Origin of the sequence: Citrobacter rodentium NBRC 105723 = DSM 16636 (assembly GCF_021278985.1) — a bacterium.
GTDB classification, from domain to species: domain Bacteria; phylum Pseudomonadota; class Gammaproteobacteria; order Enterobacterales; family Enterobacteriaceae; genus Citrobacter_A; species Citrobacter_A rodentium.
Genome location: NZ_CP082833.1, coordinates 4,075,288 through 4,096,631 on the forward strand (window position 1 = coordinate 4,075,288; position 21,344 = coordinate 4,096,631).

Here is a 21,344-nt window from a genome sequence, read left to right on the forward strand (position 1 = left end):
ATCCCCGATTTTGCGATTACGGCACGTCATACCCCAGCGCGGCTTTACGAATGCGGAACCACTGCTGACGGCTCATTTGCAGCGCTTCGGCTCCCACTGCCGCACGCACGCGCTCAATTTTCCCGGAACCGACGATCGGCAGCGGCTGCGACGGCAGACGGAGTATCCAGGCGTAAACCACCTGCTCGATAGACGGCGCGTTTAACTCTTCCGCCACGACCGCCAGTTCATTACGCAGCGGCTGGAAGGCATCGTCGTTAAACAGACGCCCGCCGCCGAGGCAGGACCACGCCATCGGACGGATACGTAATTGCTGAAGCTGATCGAGGGTGCCGTCCAGCAGCAGCGGCTGATGAACCGGTGAAATTTCAACCTGATTGGTCGCCAGCGTAAACGGCAGGCGCGACTGCAACAGCGAAAACTGCGCCGGGGTAAAGTTAGAGACGCCAAAGTGGCGCACTTTCCCGCTCTGATGAAGATGCTGGAAGGCCTCCGCCACCTCATCGGCGTCCATTAAGGGGTCAGGACGATGGATCAACAGCAGGTCCAGGCGATCGGTGGCGAGATTCACCAGCGACTGTTCGGCGCTTTTTACGATATGGTCGCGATCGGTAATGTAGTGCCCAAGCGCGTTTTCCGGGCGCGCGGTGGTGGCGATGCCGCATTTCGTGACGATCTGCAGCCGCTCCCGCAGGTGCGGCGCCAGCTTCAGCGCGTCGCCAAACGCCGCTTCACACAGATAGCCGCCGTAAATATCGGCATGATCCACGGTGGTGACGCCCAAATCCAGATGCTGTTCAATAAAGCTGACCAGTTCGCGGGAGGACATATTCCAGTCCATCAGCCGCCAGTACCCCATCACAAAGCGGGAAAATTCCGGGCCTTGCGGCGCAATAGTAATACGCTGAACCATAACCGTTTCCTCGTGAAATAAACTGCCCCGAGTATATACAATTAGCCGCTTAAAAGAGTGAAGGCTGTTGAGGTTCTTCCGGCCCGGCAGGTTTGTTTGCGCGTAATTTACGCAGCAGGCGCTGACGGCATAGCCGCAACACCTCTTGTTTCTCGCCGTCGCTCATCTTTTGCCAGTTGAAGCGTTCTTCGCGGCTGCGAAAACAGCCGCGGCAATAGCCCCGCTCATCGCTCTGACAGATCCCGCGGCACGGACTCTGGACGGGGAAAAATTCTAATTGTTCTGCCACATCCCCTCCTCATCATTAACCTGTTCCCCTATTGAAGACGTAAACCGGCTTTCTGGCAACCCGACTTGCATTAGACCGACTGGTCTATTACACTCCTTTACCATGAACAAGCAAACTGACTACGACACCCGCGAACAGTTACTGGCGACCGGCGAGAGCCTGTGTATGCAACGCGGCTTTACTGGCATGGGGCTGAGCGAAATGCTGAAAACCGCCGAAGTGCCTAAAGGGTCGTTTTATCACTACTTTCGCTCAAAAGAAGCCTTCGGCGTCGCGATGCTGGAGCGCTATTTTGCCGGTTATCATCAGCGGCTGGCGCAGCATTTCGCCAGCGGCAGTGGAAATTATCGTGACCGCATTCTGGCTTACTATCAGGAGACCCTGAATCAGTTTTGCCAGCAGGGCACGATCAGCGGCTGTCTGACGGTCAAACTCTCTGCCGAAGTGTGCGATCTTTCGGAAGATATGCGTACCGCCATGGACAACGGCGCCCGCGGGATCATCGCCCTTCTGGCGCAGGCGCTGGAAAAAGGCCGCGCTGCCCGCTGTCTGTCATTTGTCGGCGAACCGTTGCAACAGGCGCAGATCCTGTATGCGCTATGGCTCGGCGCCAATTTGCAGGCCAAGATTTCACGCAGCGCCGCACCGCTCGAAAACGCGCTGGCGCATGTTCAGACCATCATTGCCGCGCCCGACCGATAACGGGCGTTTTATTTATTTCATTACTAGACGACCGGTCTATTCATAACTGGAGCCACTATGTCATCTGAAAAACTATTTACCCCACTGAAAGTGGGCGCGATCACCGCCCCAAACCGTATCTTCATGGCCCCGCTGACGCGCCTGCGCAGCATTGAGCCAGGCGATATCCCGACGCCGTTAATGGCGGAATACTACCGTCAGCGCGCCAGCGCCGGGCTTATCATTAGCGAAGCGACGCAAATTTCCGCGCAGGCGAAAGGCTATGCGGGCGCGCCGGGTCTGCACAGTGAAGAACAGATCGCCGCGTGGAAAAAAATCACTGACGGCGTACATGCGGAGAATGGCCATATCGCGGTCCAGCTGTGGCACACCGGGCGTATCTCCCACGCCAGCCTGCAGCCGGGCGGCCAGTCGCCGGTTTCCGCTTCCGCCATCAGCGCCGGTACGCGCACCTCCCTGCGCGATGAAAACGGCAATGCGATCCGCGTCGAAACCTCGATGCCGCGCGCGCTGAAAACAGAAGAAATTCCTGGCATCGTTAACGATTTCCGCCAGGCGATCGCCAATGCCCGCGAAGCCGGTTTTGATATGGTGGAACTGCATTCCGCCCACGGCTATCTGCTGCACCAGTTCCTTTCTCCGTCTTCTAACCATCGCACCGATTGCTATGGCGGCAGCGTAGAGAACCGCGCGCGGCTGGTGCTGGAAGTGGTGGATGCCGGGATTAAAGAATGGGGCGCCGATCGCATCGGTATCCGCGTCTCCCCTGTCGGCACCTTCCAGAACGTCGATAACGGCCCGAATGAGGAAGCTGACGCCCTGTATCTGATTGAAGAGCTGGCTAAGCGCGGCATTGCTTATCTGCACATGTCGGAGCCGGACTGGGCCGGCGGTACACCGTACACTGAAGCCTTCCGCGAAAAAGTGCGCGCGCGCTTCCCGGGGTCGATTATCGGCGCTGGCGCCTATACCCGCGAAAAAGCGGAAGCCCTGATTGAGAAAGGTCTGATCGATGCCGTGGCCTTTGGTCGCGATTACATTGCCAACCCGGATCTTGTTGCCCGTCTGCAGCGTAAAGCCGAACTTAACCCGCAGCGCAGCGAAAGCTTCTACGGCGGCGGCGCGGAAGGTTACACCGATTACCCGACGCTGTAACGACGCATTCCTTCATTGATAGCGGCGCAAAAACGCCGCTATACTAAAACAACTTTTTGAATGTATTCACCATTTTTAAGGGGATAAGCAATGCGTCTACTTCACACCATGCTGCGCGTTGGCGATCTGCAGCGCTCCATCGATTTTTACACTAACGTGCTGGGCATGAAACTCCTGCGCACCAGTGAAAACCCGGAGTACAAGTACTCACTGGCTTTCGTCGGCTACGGCGAAGAAAGCCAGGAAGCGGTCATTGAGCTGACCTATAACTGGGGCGTGGATAAATACGAGCTGGGCACCGCTTACGGCCATATCGCCCTGAGCGTCGACAACGCCGCGCAGGCCTGCGAGCGCATTCGCCAGAACGGCGGCAACGTCACCCGCGAAGCCGGTCCGGTAAAAGGCGGCACCACGGTAATTGCCTTCGTTGAAGATCCGGACGGTTACAAAATCGAACTGATCGAAGAAAAAGACGCTGGTCGCGGCCTGGGTAACTAATCCCCGCCGGGCGCAGAGCTCTGCGCCCGTTGTTTTACTGCATCGAAGCGCTTTTTTTGGCATACTACGCGCTGCATTTTTTCCGTATTTAAGAGACCCTGATGTCCGATAACGCTCAACTTACCGGTCTGTGCGACCGTTTTCGTGGTTTTTATCCCGTCGTTATTGATGTTGAAACGGCCGGATTTAACGCCAGAACCGATGCGCTGCTTGAAATAGCCGCCATCACGCTGAAAATGGATGAACAAGGCTGGCTGATGCCGGACACTACCCTGCACTTCCACGTCGAACCGTTTGAAGGGGCGAATCTGCAGCCGGAAGCGCTGGCGTTTAACGGCATCGACCCGAACAACCCGCTGCGCGGCGCGGTAAGCGAATATGACGCCCTGCACGCTATTTTTAAAATGGTGCGAAAAGGGATCAAAGACAACGGCTGCAACCGCGCGATTATGGTGGCGCATAACGCCACGTTCGATCACAGCTTTATGATGGCCGCGGCGGAGCGCGCCTCACTGAAGCGCAACCCTTTCCACCCGTTCGTCACCTTTGATACCGCCGCCCTGAGCGGGCTGGCGCTGGGCCAGACGGTGCTCTCCAAAGCATGTCTGGCGGCAGGCATGGAATTTGACGGCACCCAGGCCCATTCGGCGCTGTATGATACCGAACGCACCGCCGTACTGTTTTGCGAGATCGTAAACCGCTGGAAGCGACTCGGCGGCTGGCCGCTGGCGACGCCGGAGGCGTAACGCAGGCGATAAAAAAGCGACCCTTCGGTCGCTTTTTTTCTGTCGCCAGATAACGGTTAATCTCTGGCGTACAACGCGCAGGCCGGATACGCCTGGGCTGTCCGCCCGGACGATTACTCGTTACCGGACTCTTCCGTTTTGTATTTCGCCGCTGTCTCTTTGATCAGCTGTTGTAATTCACCGCGCTGATACATTTCAATCAAAATGTCGCAGCCGCCGACCAGTTCGCCGTCAACCCACAGCTGCGGGAAGGTCGGCCAGTTGGCATATTTCGGCAGCTCAGCGCGAATGTCCGGATTCTGCAGAATATCGACATAGGCAAAACGCTCACCACAGGCGGAAAGCGCCTGCACAGCCTGGGCAGAGAAGCCGCAGCTCGGCAGTTTTGGCGATCCTTTCATGTACAGCAGGATTGGGTTTTCAGCGATCTGGCGCTGGATTTTTTCGATAGTGGTGGTCATTGTCTTGCTTCCTTAACTTCTTTTACGGCAATCGGCAGACATTGTAGCGGGTCAGGCCGACATCGGAAAATAACATTTTTATCACGCTTTACTATTTTATCGTCTGAGGGATTAAGTTGCATCGCAAATATCTCTTCAGTTCGCGCTTTTCGTCAGGCGGCTGACCGAAGGCGCAGATTTCGCTTTGGCTGCTGAATTTTTTTGCACTTAATAACGAAACACTATTTTTAACAATAAAAGCTATTAACTTTCTCTATTTCTATAGATTAGAATCATCAGGCTTTGTAAATCACCCGCAGGTATGACTGCACCTGCCTTAACCGAGGAATGCTCAGTGGCGCGGATAAACCGACTCTCCATCACGCTCTGTGCTTTGTTATTTATCACTATTCCTTTTATGTCCGTGGCTAATGCCTCCCGGCAGGCCAGGGCAACATCTGATGTTTCGCACAATAAGAAAGTCGCAGACCCGAAAAAAAGAAGCACTGCAACAGCCAAAAAGACAAAGAAAACCACACGCAAAACCGCATCACACTCCGCTTCTTCCAGTAAAAAACGCATCGCCACCGCCGCCAGGACTTCCCGAACCGCCAGCCGCCGGAGTAAAACTACCGTCGCAAAGACAGCCGCCGTAAGCTGGACGGAAAAATGCACGCCGCGTAAAGACCGTAAGCCGAAATGTATAAAAGTGAAAAGCGCCGCGAATGCCACCCTTGCTGATGCGCATAAAATAAAGGTGCAGAAAGCGACCCGCACGGCGATGAATAAGCTGATGAGCCAGATAGGCAAGCCTTATCGCTGGGGCGGCGCGTCACCGCGTACCGGGTTCGATTGCAGCGGTCTGGTCTATTACGCCTACAAGGATCTTGTTAAGTTCCCGATTCCACGCACGGCAAATGAAATGTATCACCTGCGCGATGCGGCGCCGATCAAACGCGACGAGCTGAAAAACGGCGATCTGGTCTTTTTCCGCACTCAGGGACGAGGTACTGCCGATCACGTTGGCGTTTACGTCGGTAACGGCAAATTTATTCAGTCACCGCGCACCGGCCGTGAAATTCAGATCACCTCGCTGAGCGAAGATTACTGGCAGCGCCACTACGTCGGCGCCCGGCGGGTAATGACGCCGAAAACCATCCGTTAAAATTTTGCCCTGTTGTGTTACAACAGGGTAAGTTCTTCTTTTGTCACACCTTTCAATTTGCTACCCTATCCTTACGTACAATAAGGTTATTGTGCGCTGCACTATAAATAATAAGGAGAGAAGCAATGTCGTTTGAATTACCTGCATTACCGTATGCCAAAGATGCGCTTGCACCGCATATTTCCGCTGAAACGCTGGAATATCACTATGGCAAACACCATCAGACCTATGTCACTAACCTGAACAACCTGATCAAAGGCACTGCGTTTGAAGGCAAGTCGCTGGAAGAGATCGTGCGTAGCGCCGACGGCGGCGTGTTTAATAACGCCGCGCAGGTCTGGAACCACACGTTCTACTGGAACTGCCTGGCGCCGAACGCCGGGGGAGAACCGACGGGTGAGCTGGCTGATGCGATAGTCGCCTCTTTCGGCAGCTTCGCCGACTTCAAAGCACAGTTTACCGATGCCGCAATCAAGAATTTCGGTTCTGGCTGGACCTGGCTGGTCAAAGGAAAAGACGGCAAGCTGGCGATCGTCTCCACCTCAAACGCCGGTACGCCGCTGACCACCGACGCCACGCCGCTGCTGACGGTCGACGTATGGGAACACGCCTATTACATTGACTATCGCAATGCGCGTCCGGGTTATCTGGAAAATTTCTGGGCGCTGGTTAACTGGGCGTTTGTAGCGAAGAACTTCGCCGCGTAACTGCCTCAACGCCCGCGCATCGGGCGTGAATACAGGCCGGACGGGGCAATTGCCGCCATCCGGCTTTTTATTTTAGCTGGCGACGCACTCTGGCTGAGGCTGTTTTCTCGCCGAGACAAACACCAGCAGTAACGCCAGCCCGGCGACAATCGCCCCCATTACCGGCACGAAACTGTAGCCCAGCCCCCCGGAAATCACCGCCCCGCCCGCGGCGGCGCCCAGCGCGTTACCGAGATTAAAGGCGCCAATGTTGACCGAGGACGACAGGCCCGGCGCTTCGTGCGCCACACGCATCACGCGCATTTGCAGCGGCGGCACGACCGCAAAGGTTGCCGCCCCCCAGACCACCATACTAATGGCCGCCCCCAGTTCATTGCGCGCAAGGAACGGGATCGCCAGCATAATCACCATCAGCAACAGCAGAAAGCCTTTCAGCGTGCCGTTAACCGAGCGATCGGCCAGTTTACCGCCAAGATAGTTGCCGATAGAGAAGCCAACGCCAATCAGCACCAGCATCCCGGTGACAAACGCTGGCGTGGCATGGGTGATGCTGTGCAATACCGGCGCGATATAAGTATAAAGCGTGAACATAGCGCCGGCGCCCAGCACCGTGGTCAGTAATGCCGACAGCACCTGCGGGCGCATCAGCACAGCCAGCTCTTTTTTCACCTCCGGACGCGTACCGGCGCCGCCTTTCGGCAAGGAGAAAAACAGGCTCACTATGGCGATCACCCCCAGTCCGGCGGTCGCAATAAACGACATGCGCCAGCCAATGGTTTCCCCAAGCCAGGTTGCCGCCGGCACGCCGCCAATGTTGGCGATGGTCAGCCCCATAAACATAGTGGCGACCGCGCTCGCCTGCTTGTGCTTTGGCACCACGCTTGCGGCGACAACGGAACCGAGGCCGAAAAATGCGCCGTGGTTGAGGCTGGTGAGGATGCGGGACAGCATCAGCGTGGCGTAATCAGGCGCGATAGCGGAAAGCACGTTCCCCAGCGTGAAGATAGCCATCAGAAAGATCAAGGCATTACGGCGGCCACGGTGCGAAAGCAGCAGCGTCATGAGCGGCGCGCCGACCATCACCCCAACGGCGTAAGCGCTGATCAGCATCCCTGCTGCGGGTATCGACACATCGACGCCGCGGGCAATAACCGGCAATAAGCCCATTGGAGAGAATTCAGTCGTACCGATACCGAATGCGCCAATGGCCAGCGCCAGTAAGGGATAATTTATTTTCATACGGTAATGACTCCGCCTGTCCGCGTTTATTCGCGATGCTAAGGAAAGTCAAAAGTATGATGCTAATCACAAAAAAAGAGAAGTTTACAATTTTACAAAAGACTTTTGCAAAACCGATAACAATAGCGGCGAGCGTGAGGGAGCAACCGCCCCCTCAGCGATGAATCAGTGCAGCGCTGCGGTTAAACCACCCGCAACAATCAGGGCCAGAACAATAAACGTGGTGATTAATGAAAATTTCAGATCGGTGCTCATCAAGTTTTCTCCTTTTTATACCCACACAAAAAGTGATATAGCGCATTTTTGCACACTTGACGGTAAAAATCTCCCATGTTTTAGAGTGATATCTGTTTTTAACACTTCCCCTTTTCGTTAAGATCAGCCAAAATTCGACGCTTACTTGTTTAGCGTACCGGCCATTGACCCCTTCCTGACGTTCCGTGTCGTTTTCCCGGCGTGCCGCAACCCTGATGTTGCGATCGGGGTGTGTAAAGGCAAACGATTACTTAGCGTATTTAATGTTCAGGCAGGGTCTGGAGTGAGATGTAATGGCAACCATTAAAGATGTAGCGAAGCGAGCAAACGTTTCCACTACAACCGTATCACACGTAATCAATAAAACGCGTTTCGTTGCAGAGGAAACGCGTAACGCGGTGTGGGCGGCAATCAAAGAATTGCACTATTCCCCCAGCGCCGTTGCCCGCAGCCTGAAGGTGAATCACACCAAATCCATTGGCCTGCTGGCGACCAGCAGCGAAGCCGCGTATTTTGCCGAAATTATTGAAGCGGTGGAAAAAAACTGCTTCCAGAAAGGCTACACCCTGATCCTCGGCAACGCCTGGAACAACCTGGAAAAACAGCGCGCCTATCTGTCGATGATGGCGCAGAAGCGCGTCGACGGTCTGCTGGTGATGTGCTCTGAGTATCCCGATCCCCTGCTCGCAATGCTGGAGGAGTATCGCCATATCCCTATGGTGGTGATGGACTGGGGCGAAGCGAAAGCCGACTTTACCGACTCGGTGATCGATAACGCCTTTGAGGGCGGTTATATGGCGGGTCGCTACCTGGTGGAGCGCGGACATCGTGAAATCGGCGTAATTCCGGGTCCGCTGGAGCGCAACACCGGCGCGGGCCGCCTGGCCGGCTTTATGAAAGCGATGGAAGAGGCGCTGATTAAAGTGCCGGAAAACTGGATTGTGCAGGGCGATTTTGAACCCGAGTCCGGCTATCGCGCCATGCAGCAGATCCTGTCGCAGTCGCATCGCCCGACGGCAGTATTTTGCGGCGGCGACATCATGGCAATGGGTGCGCTCTGCGCCGCTGACGAAATGGGCCTGCGCGTTCCGCAGGATGTGTCGCTGATTGGCTATGACAACGTGCGCAACGCCCGCTTCTTTACCCCGGCATTGACCACTATCCACCAGCCAAAAGATTCGCTGGGTGAAACGGCCTTTAATATGCTGCTGGACCGCATCGTCAACAAGCGTGAGGAGTCGCAGTCAATAGAGGTGCATCCGCGCCTGATTGAGCGTCGTTCGGTGGCCGACGGCCCGTTCCGCGACTATCGCCGCTAAGCCTTCTCTGCGGGCGTCTCATCAGGCTCCCGCAGCCACTCCCGGTTCAGCGTTTCGCTGTCTCCCAGATATTCCAGCAGCCACGCCAGCGCGGGCGACATATCATTTTGCTGCCAGGTCAGACAGCAGGCGGCGTCCGGGAAGGGATTTTCCAGCTCAAGCGCCACCCATCGTCCCGCGTTAAGATGCGGTTTGGCAAAGTGGGTCGGCACCATGCCGATACAGAGTCCGGCACTGATGCAGGTGGCGGACGAATCCCAGTCCGGCACCACCACCCGCCTCTGATTGTCCAGCAGCCACGTTACCCGTTTAGGCAAATTGCGCGAGGTATCTTCCAGCACCAGCGAGGGCCAGTTTCGCAGCGTGTCATCGCTTATCGGTCCAGCCATCGCCGCCAGGGGGTGATGGCTGGCGACCACGCAGCTCCAGCTCAGCATCCCCATATCCCGAAAGGCGTAGCGTCCCCCTACCGGAATGGCGCGGGTCGCGCCGATGGCGAGTTCCACCCTGCCGTCAGAGAGCGCATCCCAGACGCCGTTAAAGACCTCCTGAAACACCAGCAGCTCCACATCGTCGAAGTGGCGATAGAAATCGACGATCATCTGCCCGGTGCGCTCAGGCCGAACAATATTGTCCACCGCGATCGGCAACTGCCCGCGCCAGCCGTTAGCAATTTGCTGACACTGCCGACGGGTGTCCTGCATTTTTTTGATAACAGAACGCCCTTCTTTTAAAAACCATACGCCGGCAGGCGTCAGCGCCACATCCCGGTGCCGCCGCTCAAACAGCGGCACCGCCAGCCACTCTTCCAGTTGACGTACCGTATAGCTTACCGCCGAAGGCACCCGGTGCAACTCTTGCGCTGCCGAACTGAAACTCCCGTTGCGCGCCACCGCATCCACCACTTCCAGCGCGTATTCTGACCACATAATCTGCCTGCAAAATTTTTGAACGCAATAAGCAAATATTACCGTTTCACAAGGTAAAAGACACTCCCTACACTCTGCGCCAGAGTTTTTCATTAAAAATAAGAGAACAACTATGCAACCAGGAAAAGGGTTTTTAGTCTGGCTGGCGGGCCTTAGCGTGCTGGGATTTCTGGCAACGGATATGTATCTCCCTGCCTTCGCCGCCATTCAGAGTGACCTGCAAACGTCCGCTTCCGCGGTCAGCGCCAGCCTCAGTCTGTTTTTGGCCGGCTTTGCCGTGGCGCAGCTGCTGTGGGGACCGCTTTCCGATCGCTATGGACGTAAACCGGTACTGCTGTTGGGATTAGCTATTTTCGCTCTTGGCAGTCTGGGGATGCTGTGGGTGGAGAGCGCCGCCGCCTTACTGGCGCTGCGCTTTATTCAGGCGGTGGGGGTTTGCGCCGCATCCGTTATCTGGCAGGCGCTGGTGACGGATTATTATCCGTCGCAAAAAATTAACCGCATTTTCGCCACCATCATGCCGCTGGTGGGGCTCTCCCCTGCGCTGGCGCCGCTGCTGGGCAGCTGGATCCTCACCCACTTTAGCTGGCAGGCGATTTTCGCCACTCTGTTTGCTATCACGCTGGTGCTAATGCTGCCTGCTCTGCGTCTCAGGCCAGCGCAAAAAGCGCGCAGTGACAGCGAACATAAACTGACTTTCGCCACGTTACTGCGCACCAGGAGCTATCGCGGGAACGTGCTGATCTACGCCGCCTGTTCCGCCAGCTTTTTTGCCTGGCTTACCGGCTCGCCGTTTATCCTTAACGCGATGGGCTATACCCCGGCCATCATCGGCCTGAGCTATGTTCCTCAGACCATCGCGTTTCTCATTGGCGGGTATGGCTGTCGCGCTGCGCTGCAAAAATGGCAGGGGCAACAAATGCTGCCGTGGCTGCTGGCGCTCTACGCCCTGAGCGTCATCGCCACATGGGGGGCAAGCTTCCTCAGTCACGTCACGCTGACGGAGATTCTTATCCCCTTCTGCGTGATGGCAATCGCCAACGGCGCGATCTACCCGATTGTGGTCGCCCAGGCGTTACGTCCGTTCCCGCAGGCCACCGGGCGCGCAGCGGCTTTACAGAACACGTTGCAGCTGGGTCTGTGCTTTCTTGCAAGCCTCGTCGTCTCCGGGCTAATCAGCACGCCGCTACTGACCACCACCAGCGTAATGCTGACAACGGTACTGCTGGCTTTGCTGGGTTACAAAATGCAATCTCAGCCACGCGTTGCCAGACAATCGCATGACAGCGACGGGATTGCTCATGGGGAAACGCATTGATATACCAACTCAACCTAATCAATTAGTTCGCTAACAATTTTTGGTTGTATGATTGGTTTTTGAGGCCTATACTCAATTCCAGTTAGTAAAAATACGATAATAATTATGTGTTAACGGGAACCGGAGCGTTCCCGCTTCCCCACGGATGGCCTTTCGGCAAGGGTTCCTCCCTTCCTCTGTTCTACGTCGGATTATAGGCTCGCGGAATACTTCCGTGAGATTTCTCACAAAGCCAAAAAGCGTCTACGCTGTTTTAAGGTTCTGATCACCGACCAGTGATGGAGAAGCTATGAGTTCATCGTGTATAGAAGAAATCAATGTACCAGATGATGACTGGTACCGTATCGCTAACGAATTATTAAGCCGCGCTGGCATTGCCATTAACGGCTCCGCCCCTTCGGACATTCACGTTAATAACCCAGGATTTTTTAAACGTGTCTTGCAGGAGGGATCGCTGGGGCTGGGTGAAAGTTATATGGATGGCTGGTGGGAATGCGATCGACTGGACATGTTTTTTAGCAAAGTATTGCGCGCCGGCCTTGAAAATCAGCTTCCCCATCATTTCAAAGACACCCTCCGCATCGCTGGCGCCCGCCTGTTTAATTTACAATCAAAAAAACGCGCCTGGATCGTCGGTAAAGAACATTACGATCTCGGCAACGACCTCTTTAGCCGTATGCTCGACCCGTATATGCAGTACTCCTGCGCATACTGGAAGGATGCTGATTCGCTTGAAGCCGCGCAGCAGGCCAAACTGCAACTAATCTGCGAAAAATTACAGCTACGTCCGGGAATGCGGGTGCTTGATATTGGCTGCGGCTGGGGCGGTCTGGCGCAGTATATGGCGACAAATTTCGACGTCAGCGTCGTCGGCGTGACGATTTCAGCCGAGCAGCAAAAAATGGCGCAGGCGCGCTGTGCCGGTCTGGATGTCTCTATTCTGCTTGAGGACTACCGCGATTTACGCGATCAGTTTGACCGGATTGTGTCGGTGGGCATGTTTGAACATGTCGGGCCGAAAAACTACAACACCTATTTTGAGGTGGTGGACCGTAATTTAAAAGCGGATGGGATCTTTCTGCTGCATACCATCGGTTCGAAAAAAACCGATAATAATGTCGATCCGTGGATCAATAAATACATCTTCCCTAACGGCTGTCTGCCCTCGGTTCGCCAGATCGCCTCCGCCAGCGAATCCCACTTTGTGATGGAAGACTGGCACAACTTCGGCGCCGATTATGACACGACGCTGATGGCCTGGTATGAACGCTTCCTCGCCGCGTGGCCGCAAATTGCGGATAACTACAGCGAGCGTTTCAAACGGATGTTCACCTATTATCTCAATGCCTGCGCGGGGGCGTTTCGCGCCCGTGACATCCAGCTCTGGCAGGTGGTGTTCACACGCGGCGTCGAAAACGGCCTGCGCGTCGCTCGCTAAATGAAAAAGTCCCGGTTTCGTTACCGGGACTTTTCTTTACGCTTCGCTCGCGGGCTTCACTATTGCCGCTTCACGCGCCGCCAGCACGCGCTCAACGGTATCCACCACCGCCTGGGTTTGCGGATCAATTTCAATATTCACCCGCGCGCCGAGTTTTTTCTTACCCAGCGTCGTACGCTCAAGGGTTTCCGGAATCAGGTGCACGCAAAAGCGCGTGGCGGTCACCTCGCCTACCGTCAGGCTGATGCCATCAATACCAATAAAGCCTTTGTAGAGAATATATTTCATCAGCACAGGATTCTGCACTTTAAACCATATCTGGCGATTGTTTTCGGAAGTTAAAATTTTCGCCACTTCCGCCGTGGTCATAATGTGCCCCGACATCAGATGTCCGCCAATTTCATCGCTGAATTTGGCCGCGCGCTCTACGTTAACCCAGTCGCCAACTTTCAGGTCGCCCAGATTGGTAATACGCAGCGTTTCTTTCATCAGATCAAAACTGATGCGATTGCCATTAATTTCGGTCACGGTCAGGCAGCAGCCGTTATGCGCGACCGATGCGCCCGTTTCCAGCCCATCCAGCATGTATTCAGGTAATTCCACGACATGGGTGCGAAAATTTGGTTTTTCATCAATCGACACCACTCTGGCGGTGCCCTGCACAATACCCGTAAACATAACTGCCACTCCCGAATTCAGTTCAACCATTTCTGCCTGCCACAATAGCAGCAGAAAAATCAGGTTGCCAGCGAAGCGCCCACAGTCCTTTTTTTTCGCTGGAGAAATATGCATTCCTCGCTACAATAGACTGAAATTTCCCCGCATCTTCTTTTTGCTGCCCTTGATGGCGGCTTTTTTAGTCTCTCTTATAACTACAAAATGATAGGTGTTCACGTGCAGAAGTATATGAGTGAAGCGCGTCAGTTATTGGCTCTGGCAATACCGGTGATTCTTGCGCAAGTCGCCCAAACCGCGATGGGTTTCGTGGATACCGTGATGGCGGGCGGCTACAGCGCCACCGACATGGCGGCCGTCGCGATTGGCACCTCAATCTGGCTACCGGCCATTCTTTTCGGCCACGGCCTGCTGCTGGCGCTGACGCCGGTTATCGCCCAGCTCAACGGCTCTGGCCGACGCGAGCGCATTGCGCATCAGGTGCGCCAGGGGTTCTGGCTGGCGGGCTTTGTTTCCGTCATCATTATGCTGGTGTTGTGGAACGCCGGATATATTATCCGCGCGATGCATAATATCGATCCTGCGCTGGCGGATAAAGCCGTCGGCTATTTGCGCGCGCTGTTGTGGGGCGCGCCGGGATATCTTTTTTTCCAGGTGGCGCGTAACCAGTGCGAAGGGCTGGCGAAAACCAAACCCGGTATGGTAATGGGTTTTATCGGCCTGCTGGTTAACATTCCGGTGAACTATATTTTTATTTATGGTCACTTCGGAATGCCGGAACTTGGCGGCGTCGGCTGCGGGGTCGCCACGGCGGCGGTCTACTGGGTGATGTTCGTCGCCATGATCTTCTGGATCAAGCGCGCCCGTTCCATGCGCGATATTCGTAACGCAGAGCGCTTCAGCAAGCCTGACGGCGAGGTGATGAAACGGCTGGTGCAGCTGGGCCTGCCAATTGCGCTGGCGCTGTTCTTTGAGGTCACGCTGTTTGCGGTGGTGGCGCTGCTGGTGTCGCCGCTGGGTATTATCGACGTCGCGGGACATCAGATTGCGCTTAACTTCAGCTCGCTGATGTTTGTGTTGCCGATGTCGCTTGCCGCGGCGGTGACGATACGCGTGGGCTACCGGCTGGGACAGGGTTCAACGCTGGATGCGCAAACCGCGGCGCGCACCGGGTTAGGCGTGGGGGTATGCATGGCGTGTATCACCGCGATCTTTACCGTGTCGCTACGCGAGCAGATCGCCATGCTCTATAACGATAATCCGCAGGTGGTCACGCTGGCGGCACAGCTGATGCTGCTGGCGGCGGTTTATCAGATCTCAGACTCGATACAGGTTATCGGCAGCGGGATTTTGCGCGGCTATAAAGATACCCGCTCCATTTTCTTTATTACCTTCACTGCCTATTGGGTATTGGGACTACCGAGCGGCTATATCCTTGCGCTGACCGATCTGGTGGTGGATCGTATGGGCCCCGCCGGATTCTGGATGGGCTTTATTATCGGCCTGACTTCGGCGGCGATAATGATGATGCTGCGAATGCGTTACCTGCAACGCCAGCCATCATCTATCATCCTGCAACGCGCTGCGCGATAAAACGGCAATAGCCGCCTTCTGGCGGCTATTCTCTCGTCAGTTTGCGCACTTCCTCCGCAATCAAATAAAATTGGAAAGAAAATAACGATTTCCCTCTTGCCTCATCACGCCTCTGCCGCTAATATTCGTCCCCGTTGTCACCTACAACATTGCGTTCATAGCTCAGTTGGTTAGAGCACCACCTTGACATGGTGGGGGTCGTTGGTTCGAGTCCAATTGAACGCACCATCTTATACAGTGCGTCCGTAGCTCAGTTGGTTAGAGCACCACCTTGACATGGTGGGGGTCGGTGGTTCGAGTCCACTCGGACGCACCATTTCGTTATCTCTTCATTACTCCTGACTTTTCCCTGTTCTCTATCGAAACAAGATGTTTTCCTTGCCTGTTCCATAATCTTTCAATCAATTCGATTTTTATCGTCAGGCTAAGACCGTTTCAGCCCGCAGTTCGGCAGAAAGTCAGGCCCTGAAATGGAATACCGCTCACAGCATAACGCAACGCATCTGCGCAGTCTGTAGACGATAGGCTTCCAGAAAGAAGATTCCCCCTATTTTGCATGTAAATATGGCTGTTTTGTAAAATTTTCCACTAAACGGCCTTTCCAGCTATCGCCTGCGCTGATACTGACCATCACTGAGCGCGATAAATTCCTCTGTGCGGCGGCACTACATTTTTATCCAGTACTCAATTCCTGCTGGAGAATAAAAATGAGAGGTTGTCGTACTTCCCGTCCGCTGGTGGCCGCGCTGACAATGAGTTTATCTTTGCCTGCCCTGGCAACGGAAAATGGCGGTTCGGTCGTTCCTGTTGGCGTTCAATCTATGCTTCCAGGCATGTTGATGCCGGCGGGGAATTATCTCTACAACTATAACGCCTTCGTGCAAGGGTTTAGCGCGCGGGACAATCACGGTCATGATAATGGCCTCGGCATGACGATGAAAACGCAAGCGCATGCCTTTCGCTTCCTGCACGTCAGCAACCCGGAATGGTTAGACGTCGGCGATCTGGGGTTCGAAGCGAACGTGGTTTATACCCGTACTAAACTGGATATGCATTACCGGGATCAATCTGTCGCCTCTGGCCTGGGCGATATCACCTTCGGTCCCTCCCTTGGCCGCCATTTGGGCCCCTATAACGATATTTTTACCCTGCTGGTTACCGCGCCTACCGGTGACTTTGATAAAAACCGGCTGGCTAACGTCGGGCGAAATTACTGGGGGATACAGACATCCTGGGCATGGACCTGGTTTCCCAGCCCGGATGTCGATCTCAGCGGACTGGCGAAAGTGGTGTACAACACCCGTAATCCGGATACCGATTATCAGTCAGGTATTGAAACCAATCTGGAGTACTCTGCGAACTATTACTTCGCACATGACTATTTTGTTGGGCTGAGTGGTTTCTGGCACAGCCAGATCACCGATGACGAGCTGCATGGGGAAAAGGTGGGCAACAGGATCGCGACCGTGACCCTCGGCCCGCAGTTTGGCTGGGGTACACCGCAGTATGGCGCCTACTTCTCCTGGAAGCGGGCGCTCTATAGCAAAAATACCCTTGATATTTCACAACTGTGGCTGAACACCTTCTTTACGTTTTAACCGTGGCAAATCGCGGAGCCGTTATCTGCTCCGCGTTGTTCCCTGCCCGCATCATTGAGCGTTCATGCTCTCCTCTACAATCGCCACAGCGCGCGTAAAGCCAGCCGACGCCCGTTTAATTTTGTAAGGGAAACAGCTGACCCAGAATCCACTGTCGGGCAGCAGATGCAGATTGGTCAGCTTCTCCATCTGGCCGTAAGCGATCTCCCGCCCGGCCTTATGTCCTTCCCAAATCAGGGCGGCGTCGCCGGTTTCGCGAAAACGCTCGCGGGTAAAGCTAAAGGGAGCATCCCAGCTCCAGGCGTCGGTGCCAACTACCCTGACGCCCTGCTCCAGCAGCCAGAGCGTGGCTGCCCGGCCAATACCGCATCCGCGCTGCAGATAGCTCTCTTCGCCATAATAAGCACCGGCAGCGGTGTTGATCAGCACAATATCCAGCGGCGCGAGCGTATATCCGATACGCTGCAGCGCCTCTTTAAGATCCTGCGGTTGCAGAATAGCGCCGTCCGCCGCCTCGCGAAAATCGAGTTTGACCCCGGGGCGCAAACACCACTCCAGCGGTAATTCATCAATACCGAATGCCGGTTCACCGCCGTTGGTTGTCGAGCTGTAGTGCCAGGGCGCATCCATATGCGTTCCGTTATGTGGCGTAATGGTCAGCTTTTCGCTGGCCCAGGCTTCCTGACCCGGCAACTGCTGCTTTTCCAGGCCGGGAAACATCGCCGCCATTTCAGGCCAGCCCTGCTGGTGATCGATATAGTCAATTTTGGGCAACAACGGCGGCGGGTCGGTCCAGGGGTTGTTATCAAGCGTCACCGAGAGATCGATAAGACGTTTTCCGGATAAAAAATTCATAGCGCTACTCCTGTTTAAGACGGTATCACTACACGTTGTTGTATTGCGCCAAAAAGCGGCTTGTCCTCTTCGCTGCGGCTTTCCATAAACACTCGATCGCCGTCCTGTAAGAAAGGGGTCTGCGGCGCACCTGTGGCAATCGTTTCGATGGCGCGAATTTCGGCTATGCAACTGGCCCCTTTACTCAGGTCATAGCCAGAAACGGTGCCGGAGCCGATAAGCGTTCCGGCGCGCAAACGGCGGGTTAGCGCGGCGTGAGCGATCAGTTCGCCAAAGTGAAAGTGCATTTCACTTCCCGACTGCTGACCGAAAAACTCGCCGTTGCGGCGTACCGTTAGCGGCAGATGTATCCGTCCTTCCCGCCAGGCGTTTCCCAGTTCATCCGGAGTGACGGCCACGGGCGCGAAAGCGCTGGCGGGCTTGGCATGGATAAAGCCAAAGCCGGTTTTCATTTCGCGCGGCGCCAGCGCGCGCAGGCTGATATCATTCAGTTGCAGCACCAGCCGAATCCGGGAGAGCGCCGCCCTGGCATCACAGCCGGACGGCACCTCATCCACCACTACGGCGTACTCCCCTTCAAAATCCAGCCCCCAGGCTGCGTTGGCGCAATAAATGTCCTGCTGCGCGCCGAGAAAATCATCGCCGCAGCCCTGGTACATCAGCGGTATCTGTTCCACCCCTTCAACAGGCGGCAGGTTGAACGCCTGTTGCATACGCTCTCCGTGGCTGAGAAAGGCCGAGCCGTCCAGCCATTGCCAGGCGCGAGGCAGTGGCGCCAGTAAGCGCGAAGCGTTGAAAGGTTCTGCGTTTTGCATTTCCCCGGCGTTCAGCGCCCGGTAGCAGGCCTGCAAAGCCGGTTCGATGGCTTCCCAGCGTTCTATTGCCTCCTGCAGAGTGGCGGCAATCCCGTCAGCACTTACCATCCAGCGCAAGTCGCGAGACACCACCATCAGTTGCCCGTCGCGTTCGCCGTTATCCCGTGTTGCCAGTTTCATCGTCGTACTCCGTGAGTCGTAGCCATCCCTCCGCCGAAATGTCCCAGGCCAGCGGCGTCAGCCGCTGCCCCAGACAGGCCCCCTGCACGCACACGCCGCTGTCAGGTTCAAATAACGCGCCGTGGGCAAAACAGACCAGCCTGTCGCGGCTGGCGTTAAAGAACGCGTTCTTACGCCAGTTCAGCGGCGTACCCAGATGCGGACAATGGTTACGCCAGAGGTAGATCTCATCGCGATACCGTATGGCAAAAACGGTGGCCTGCCCGGTGTGCTGTGGATCAAAGCCCAGCGCCTCGCCTTCCCGCAGATTGTCGACGTGGCATAACGGTAGAGGGAGCAGCATGATTAACGTGCGTTATCCGGGCCCGGAGCCCATTTTTCCTGCAGTTTGAGCAGGAAATATTGCGAGTTATCCGCGCCTGGCATCATCTCGCGTGGCTGCCAGCTATCGTCATGAAGATCCATATCGGCATCATATTCAATGTGGCAACCCAGCGGACTGTTGAAATACCAGAACCAGTTGGAGCCCAGCTTATGGCGACCCGGTCCCCAGAAAGACTGGTAGCCCTTTTCGCTAAACCGTCTGCCGGCCATCAACAGTTCGGTTGGACCGCCCATATGGAAGGTGAAATGTTCGATGCCGGTCATAAACGGCGGCGCCTGAATTAAAAACAGCGTGTGATGATCCAGCGTGCCGCCCGGGCGCAAAAACGGCCCGACATGCGTAAAGCGGTCGGTACAGACAAACCCAAGCCGCTGGTAAAACGCCTCGGCGCGGGCTGCGTCCGGGACAAAATAGACCACATGGGAGAGCGAGCGCGGCGCGGCGGCCATCGTGTCGCTGGCGCCGGTATGGTTGACCGGACGCCTGTCGTCATCGCCAGGGGCATTGATTTTTTCGGCGCTAAGACTCACAGGCTGGCGGCGGGAAACCTGAAAAGCGAGGGCAAAACCCATGTCATCATGACTGTGCAGTACGCCGTCATCATCGATACGCACTTCCCTGTCTTTATACAGTTCAGCGGCAATGGCTGACAGGGTGGCTTCGTCAGCGACGCCGTATACGGTCTCACGAAGCTGGCTGCCGCTTGACAGCGGCGCGGGAAGTGACGGATCGTCGCGCTCGCGCAGCAGAACGCCCGTGCCATCCAGCCCCTGAAAATAGCCGTTTTGCGTCTCGGTGAGGCCATAATCCGTCAGGAATTGCCGACAGCCTGGCAAATCATCAACGCCAAACACCAGATAATCCGGACCCAGAATATTCATGATTGTTCCCCTCTGGTTGAAACAGGTTAAGCCACGCGGCCGCCAAGCGTCTGCGCGACCCAGTCAGCAATGTAATGACCGGCATTAATGGAGTTATCGAAGCTGGAGTGTTGAACGCCACCTTCGCGTGCGGTGAAAATTTTCAGTTCCCGGCGCGGGCTGTTGACCATCTGGTCGTAAGTGCGTTGCGCCCATTTGAGGGGAATTTGCGAATCCTTCTCGCCATGCGTGACCAGAAAAGGTACGCGAATGCGATCGAGAATGCCGTCGAGATGGACCTCTTCGGCGATACGCAGGAAGCTTTCAATATCCTCGCCGCCCCATACCCAACGAACGTGCTCCCAGTAGTGAGGCACCGGAAAACTGCCCTCCTTTTCAAGGCGACGTTTCTGTACATCACGCCAGTCGTGGTTGGCTCCCCATACCACGCCGCAGGCGAAGCGGGGTTCGAAAGCCACCGCTCGCGGGCAGAAATAGCCGCCGAGGGATACCCCTTCCATGCCAATTCGCGCCGGGTCGACCTCCGGCTGCTGCTCCAGCCAGTCAACAATGCGCGACGCCCAGTGTTCACTGTCAAACCGCGCTTTCAGGTTATGTAAACGCAACGCTTCGCCGCTGCCCGGTTGATCGACCACCAGCGACGAAACGCCGCGTTTCGCCAGCCATTGCGGTAAGCCGACGAAATATTTCATCTCCTTGGTGGAGTCGAGACCGTTAACCTGCACCAGCAGCGGCGCGCGGCTGGCAGCGCCTTGCGCGCGAACATACAGCGCCGAAAGCACCGTTCCCTCATAGGGAATTTCAACCCGCTGGCAATTGGCCCCGCTATAGCGGCAACCTGTGCTGAAGACCTCCAGAAAACGGCGATACAAGGCCTCACGTCCGGGCGTGCCGTGGGCCTGTAAGCGTTCGCAGGTAAGATAGTAGTTCGCGGCGCGCAGGTATTTCTCACCGGCGGAAAAGCGCTGGCCGCGGGCTTCATCTTCCTGCGCCAGCGCACAAAGTTTGTCAGCCATCGCAGACCAGATTTCACGAAAAGCGCGAGTGCCCTCCGCGTCGGGGTGCTCCGAGGCCGCCAGCAGCGGCGCGCACATCTCTTCGATCTCGCCAATGCGCGCCCCCATCTCGATGGAAAGATCCACCGACAGGTTCCAGACATAATTAGTGGGGAAATAACGAAACATAACGGTATCCTTCAACGGTCAATCGCCAGTGGCGGAATTTCCGCCACCCAGGCACTTTCACACAT

General features: G+C 55.8%; 23 protein-coding genes and 2 tRNA genes. 13 read left to right on the plus strand and 12 right to left on the minus strand.

The features are described 5' to 3' along the window. Positions 1 to 16: 16 nt before the first annotated feature. Both K7R23_RS19350 and K7R23_RS19355 read right to left on the minus strand, forming a co-directional pair. Entirely contained in the window at positions 17 to 913 is an 897-nt protein-coding gene (locus tag K7R23_RS19350) for an aldo/keto reductase (RefSeq protein ID WP_012905682.1), read from the minus strand. 49 nt (positions 914 to 962) lie between these two features. After that, on the minus strand, positions 963 to 1,202 hold the full coding sequence (locus K7R23_RS19355) for a DUF1289 domain-containing protein (protein ID WP_024132646.1): 240 nt from the start codon (positions 1,200 to 1,202) through the stop codon (positions 963 to 965). Positions 1,203 to 1,304: 102 nt separating this feature from the next. Here K7R23_RS19355 and K7R23_RS19360 point away from each other — a divergent pair, with 102 nt between their 5' ends. From K7R23_RS19360 to rnt, 4 genes are all read left to right on the plus strand, one after another. Continuing rightward, positions 1,305 to 1,904 (plus strand): TetR/AcrR family transcriptional regulator, encoded by a 600-nt coding sequence (locus tag K7R23_RS19360; RefSeq protein WP_024132645.1) that lies wholly within the window; start codon positions 1,305 to 1,307, stop codon positions 1,902 to 1,904. 57 nt (positions 1,905 to 1,961) lie between these two features. Then, the gene (gene nemA, locus K7R23_RS19365) at positions 1,962 to 3,059 is read left to right on the plus strand and encodes an alkene reductase (RefSeq protein WP_012905680.1); all 1,098 of its coding nucleotides are present in this window, start codon (positions 1,962 to 1,964) and stop codon (positions 3,057 to 3,059) included. Positions 3,060 to 3,149: 90 nt separating this feature from the next. Next, complete coding sequence (gloA, locus tag K7R23_RS19370; RefSeq protein WP_012905679.1) at positions 3,150 to 3,557, plus strand: lactoylglutathione lyase; 408 nt, start codon at positions 3,150 to 3,152, stop codon at positions 3,555 to 3,557. 101 nt (positions 3,558 to 3,658) lie between these two features. Further along, entirely contained in the window at positions 3,659 to 4,303 is a 645-nt protein-coding gene (rnt, locus tag K7R23_RS19375; protein ID WP_012905678.1) for a ribonuclease T, read from the plus strand. Between the two features lie 113 nt (positions 4,304 to 4,416). On the opposite strand, the gene K7R23_RS19380 is transcribed toward rnt, so the two are convergent. Next, entirely contained in the window at positions 4,417 to 4,764 is a 348-nt protein-coding gene (locus K7R23_RS19380) for a Grx4 family monothiol glutaredoxin (protein WP_012905677.1), read from the minus strand. Between the two features lie 334 nt (positions 4,765 to 5,098). Here K7R23_RS19380 and K7R23_RS19385 point away from each other — a divergent pair, with 334 nt between their 5' ends. Both K7R23_RS19385 and sodB read left to right on the plus strand, forming a co-directional pair. Next, complete coding sequence (locus K7R23_RS19385) at positions 5,099 to 5,908, plus strand: C40 family peptidase (protein WP_012905676.1); 810 nt, start codon at positions 5,099 to 5,101, stop codon at positions 5,906 to 5,908. 125 nt (positions 5,909 to 6,033) lie between these two features. Continuing rightward, entirely contained in the window at positions 6,034 to 6,615 is a 582-nt protein-coding gene (gene sodB / locus K7R23_RS19390) for a superoxide dismutase [Fe] (protein ID WP_012905675.1), read from the plus strand. A 72-nt stretch (positions 6,616 to 6,687) separates the two neighbouring features. Here the strand turns inward: sodB and K7R23_RS19395 are convergent, their stop codons facing one another. Next, complete coding sequence (locus K7R23_RS19395) at positions 6,688 to 7,854, minus strand: MFS transporter (protein WP_012905674.1); 1,167 nt, start codon at positions 7,852 to 7,854, stop codon at positions 6,688 to 6,690. Positions 7,855 to 8,019: 165 nt separating this feature from the next. Continuing rightward, entirely contained in the window at positions 8,020 to 8,109 is a 90-nt protein-coding gene (gene cydH / locus K7R23_RS19400; RefSeq protein WP_148222080.1) for a cytochrome bd-I oxidase subunit CydH, read from the minus strand. A gap of 293 nt (positions 8,110 to 8,402) precedes the next feature. On the opposite strand from cydH, the gene purR reads away from it, so the two are divergent. Beyond that, complete coding sequence (gene purR, locus K7R23_RS19405) at positions 8,403 to 9,428, plus strand: HTH-type transcriptional repressor PurR (protein ID WP_012905672.1); 1,026 nt, start codon at positions 8,403 to 8,405, stop codon at positions 9,426 to 9,428. On the opposite strand, the gene punR is transcribed toward purR, so the two are convergent. Continuing rightward, positions 9,425 to 10,357: a DNA-binding transcriptional activator PunR gene (gene punR / locus K7R23_RS19410; RefSeq protein WP_012905671.1), complete on the minus strand. Its 933-nt coding sequence runs from the start codon at positions 10,355 to 10,357 to the stop codon at positions 9,425 to 9,427. The two genes, purR and punR, sit on opposite strands and share 4 nt — an antisense overlap. Positions 10,358 to 10,469: 112 nt before the next feature. On the opposite strand from punR, the gene punC reads away from it, so the two are divergent. After that, positions 10,470 to 11,675 (plus strand): purine nucleoside transporter PunC, encoded by a 1,206-nt coding sequence (punC, locus tag K7R23_RS19415; protein ID WP_012905670.1) that lies wholly within the window; start codon positions 10,470 to 10,472, stop codon positions 11,673 to 11,675. Positions 11,676 to 11,964: 289 nt separating this feature from the next. Beyond that, positions 11,965 to 13,113 carry a cyclopropane fatty acyl phospholipid synthase gene (gene cfa, locus K7R23_RS19420; RefSeq protein WP_012905669.1) on the plus strand — a complete coding sequence of 383 codons (1,149 nt, stop codon included), beginning with the start codon at positions 11,965 to 11,967 and terminating at the stop codon, positions 13,111 to 13,113. A gap of 36 nt (positions 13,114 to 13,149) precedes the next feature. Here the strand turns inward: cfa and K7R23_RS19425 are convergent, their stop codons facing one another. Continuing rightward, on the minus strand, positions 13,150 to 13,791 hold the full coding sequence (locus K7R23_RS19425) for a riboflavin synthase (RefSeq protein WP_012905668.1): 642 nt from the start codon (positions 13,789 to 13,791) through the stop codon (positions 13,150 to 13,152). Between the two features lie 216 nt (positions 13,792 to 14,007). On the opposite strand from K7R23_RS19425, the gene mdtK reads away from it, so the two are divergent. From mdtK to K7R23_RS19445, 4 genes are all read left to right on the plus strand, one after another. Further along, a complete protein-coding gene (gene mdtK / locus K7R23_RS19430) occupies positions 14,008 to 15,381 on the plus strand; it encodes an MdtK family multidrug efflux MATE transporter (RefSeq protein ID WP_012905667.1) in 1,374 nt (457 codons plus the stop codon). A gap of 151 nt (positions 15,382 to 15,532) precedes the next feature. Further along, positions 15,533 to 15,609 (plus strand) — tRNA-Val (locus K7R23_RS19435). Between the two features lie 11 nt (positions 15,610 to 15,620). Next, a tRNA-Val gene (locus K7R23_RS19440) sits at positions 15,621 to 15,697 on the plus strand. A 391-nt stretch (positions 15,698 to 16,088) separates the two neighbouring features. Next, positions 16,089 to 16,979, plus strand: coding sequence for a SphA family protein (locus K7R23_RS19445; protein WP_012905666.1), 891 nt, complete (start codon positions 16,089 to 16,091; stop codon positions 16,977 to 16,979). A gap of 51 nt (positions 16,980 to 17,030) precedes the next feature. Here the strand turns inward: K7R23_RS19445 and K7R23_RS19450 are convergent, their stop codons facing one another. Genes K7R23_RS19450 through K7R23_RS19470 form a run of 5 tightly spaced genes read right to left on the minus strand, consistent with a single transcriptional unit; the run spans position 17,031 to position 21,279 of the window. Further along, positions 17,031 to 17,834, minus strand: a complete 804-nt coding sequence (locus K7R23_RS19450; protein ID WP_012905665.1) for a cyclase family protein — start codon at positions 17,832 to 17,834, stop codon at positions 17,031 to 17,033. Between the two features lie 14 nt (positions 17,835 to 17,848). Then, entirely contained in the window at positions 17,849 to 18,829 is a 981-nt protein-coding gene (locus K7R23_RS19455) for a fumarylacetoacetate hydrolase family protein (protein WP_012905664.1), read from the minus strand. Further along, the gene (locus tag K7R23_RS19460; protein ID WP_024132643.1) at positions 18,807 to 19,172 is read right to left on the minus strand and encodes a Rieske (2Fe-2S) protein; all 366 of its coding nucleotides are present in this window, start codon (positions 19,170 to 19,172) and stop codon (positions 18,807 to 18,809) included. The genes K7R23_RS19455 and K7R23_RS19460 overlap by 23 nt, the downstream gene beginning before the upstream one ends. A gap of 2 nt (positions 19,173 to 19,174) precedes the next feature. Beyond that, the gene (locus tag K7R23_RS19465; protein ID WP_012905662.1) at positions 19,175 to 20,095 is read right to left on the minus strand and encodes a VOC family protein; all 921 of its coding nucleotides are present in this window, start codon (positions 20,093 to 20,095) and stop codon (positions 19,175 to 19,177) included. Between the two features lie 26 nt (positions 20,096 to 20,121). After that, positions 20,122 to 21,279 carry an alpha/beta hydrolase family protein gene (locus tag K7R23_RS19470; RefSeq protein ID WP_012905661.1) on the minus strand — a complete coding sequence of 386 codons (1,158 nt, stop codon included), beginning with the start codon at positions 21,277 to 21,279 and terminating at the stop codon, positions 20,122 to 20,124. Positions 21,280 to 21,344: the final 65 nt, after the last annotated feature.

What these genes read in the sequence shown, in the direction of transcription:
- K7R23_RS19350 (WP_012905682.1), bottom strand. Translation starts at nt 913, where the DNA reads ATGGTTCAGCGTATTACTATTGCGCCGCAAGGCCCGGAATTTTCCCGC.
- nemA (WP_012905680.1), top strand. Translation starts at nt 1,962, where the DNA reads ATGTCATCTGAAAAACTATTTACCCCACTGAAAGTGGGCGCGATCACC.
- punR (WP_012905671.1), bottom strand. Translation starts at nt 10,357, where the DNA reads ATGTGGTCAGAATACGCGCTGGAAGTGGTGGATGCGGTGGCGCGCAAC.
- K7R23_RS19465 (WP_012905662.1), bottom strand. Translation starts at nt 20,095, where the DNA reads ATGAATATTCTGGGTCCGGATTATCTGGTGTTTGGCGTTGATGATTTG.
- sodB (WP_012905675.1), top strand. Translation starts at nt 6,034, where the DNA reads ATGTCGTTTGAATTACCTGCATTACCGTATGCCAAAGATGCGCTTGCA.
- rnt (WP_012905678.1), top strand. Translation starts at nt 3,659, where the DNA reads ATGTCCGATAACGCTCAACTTACCGGTCTGTGCGACCGTTTTCGTGGT.
- cydH (WP_148222080.1), bottom strand. Translation starts at nt 8,109, where the DNA reads ATGAGCACCGATCTGAAATTTTCATTAATCACCACGTTTATTGTTCTG.
- K7R23_RS19455 (WP_012905664.1), bottom strand. Translation starts at nt 18,829, where the DNA reads ATGAAACTGGCAACACGGGATAACGGCGAACGCGACGGGCAACTGATG.
- K7R23_RS19380 (WP_012905677.1), bottom strand. Translation starts at nt 4,764, where the DNA reads ATGACCACCACTATCGAAAAAATCCAGCGCCAGATCGCTGAAAACCCA.
- K7R23_RS19425 (WP_012905668.1), bottom strand. Translation starts at nt 13,791, where the DNA reads ATGTTTACGGGTATTGTGCAGGGCACCGCCAGAGTGGTGTCGATTGAT.
- K7R23_RS19360 (WP_024132645.1), top strand. Translation starts at nt 1,305, where the DNA reads ATGAACAAGCAAACTGACTACGACACCCGCGAACAGTTACTGGCGACC.
- punC (WP_012905670.1), top strand. Translation starts at nt 10,470, where the DNA reads ATGCAACCAGGAAAAGGGTTTTTAGTCTGGCTGGCGGGCCTTAGCGTG.
- K7R23_RS19470 (WP_012905661.1), bottom strand. Translation starts at nt 21,279, where the DNA reads ATGTTTCGTTATTTCCCCACTAATTATGTCTGGAACCTGTCGGTGGAT.
- K7R23_RS19445 (WP_012905666.1), top strand. Translation starts at nt 16,089, where the DNA reads ATGAGAGGTTGTCGTACTTCCCGTCCGCTGGTGGCCGCGCTGACAATG.
- K7R23_RS19460 (WP_024132643.1), bottom strand. Translation starts at nt 19,172, where the DNA reads ATGCTGCTCCCTCTACCGTTATGCCACGTCGACAATCTGCGGGAAGGC.
- purR (WP_012905672.1), top strand. Translation starts at nt 8,403, where the DNA reads ATGGCAACCATTAAAGATGTAGCGAAGCGAGCAAACGTTTCCACTACA.
- cfa (WP_012905669.1), top strand. Translation starts at nt 11,965, where the DNA reads ATGAGTTCATCGTGTATAGAAGAAATCAATGTACCAGATGATGACTGG.
- K7R23_RS19450 (WP_012905665.1), bottom strand. Translation starts at nt 17,834, where the DNA reads ATGAATTTTTTATCCGGAAAACGTCTTATCGATCTCTCGGTGACGCTT.
- K7R23_RS19395 (WP_012905674.1), bottom strand. Translation starts at nt 7,854, where the DNA reads ATGAAAATAAATTATCCCTTACTGGCGCTGGCCATTGGCGCATTCGGT.
- gloA (WP_012905679.1), top strand. Translation starts at nt 3,150, where the DNA reads ATGCGTCTACTTCACACCATGCTGCGCGTTGGCGATCTGCAGCGCTCC.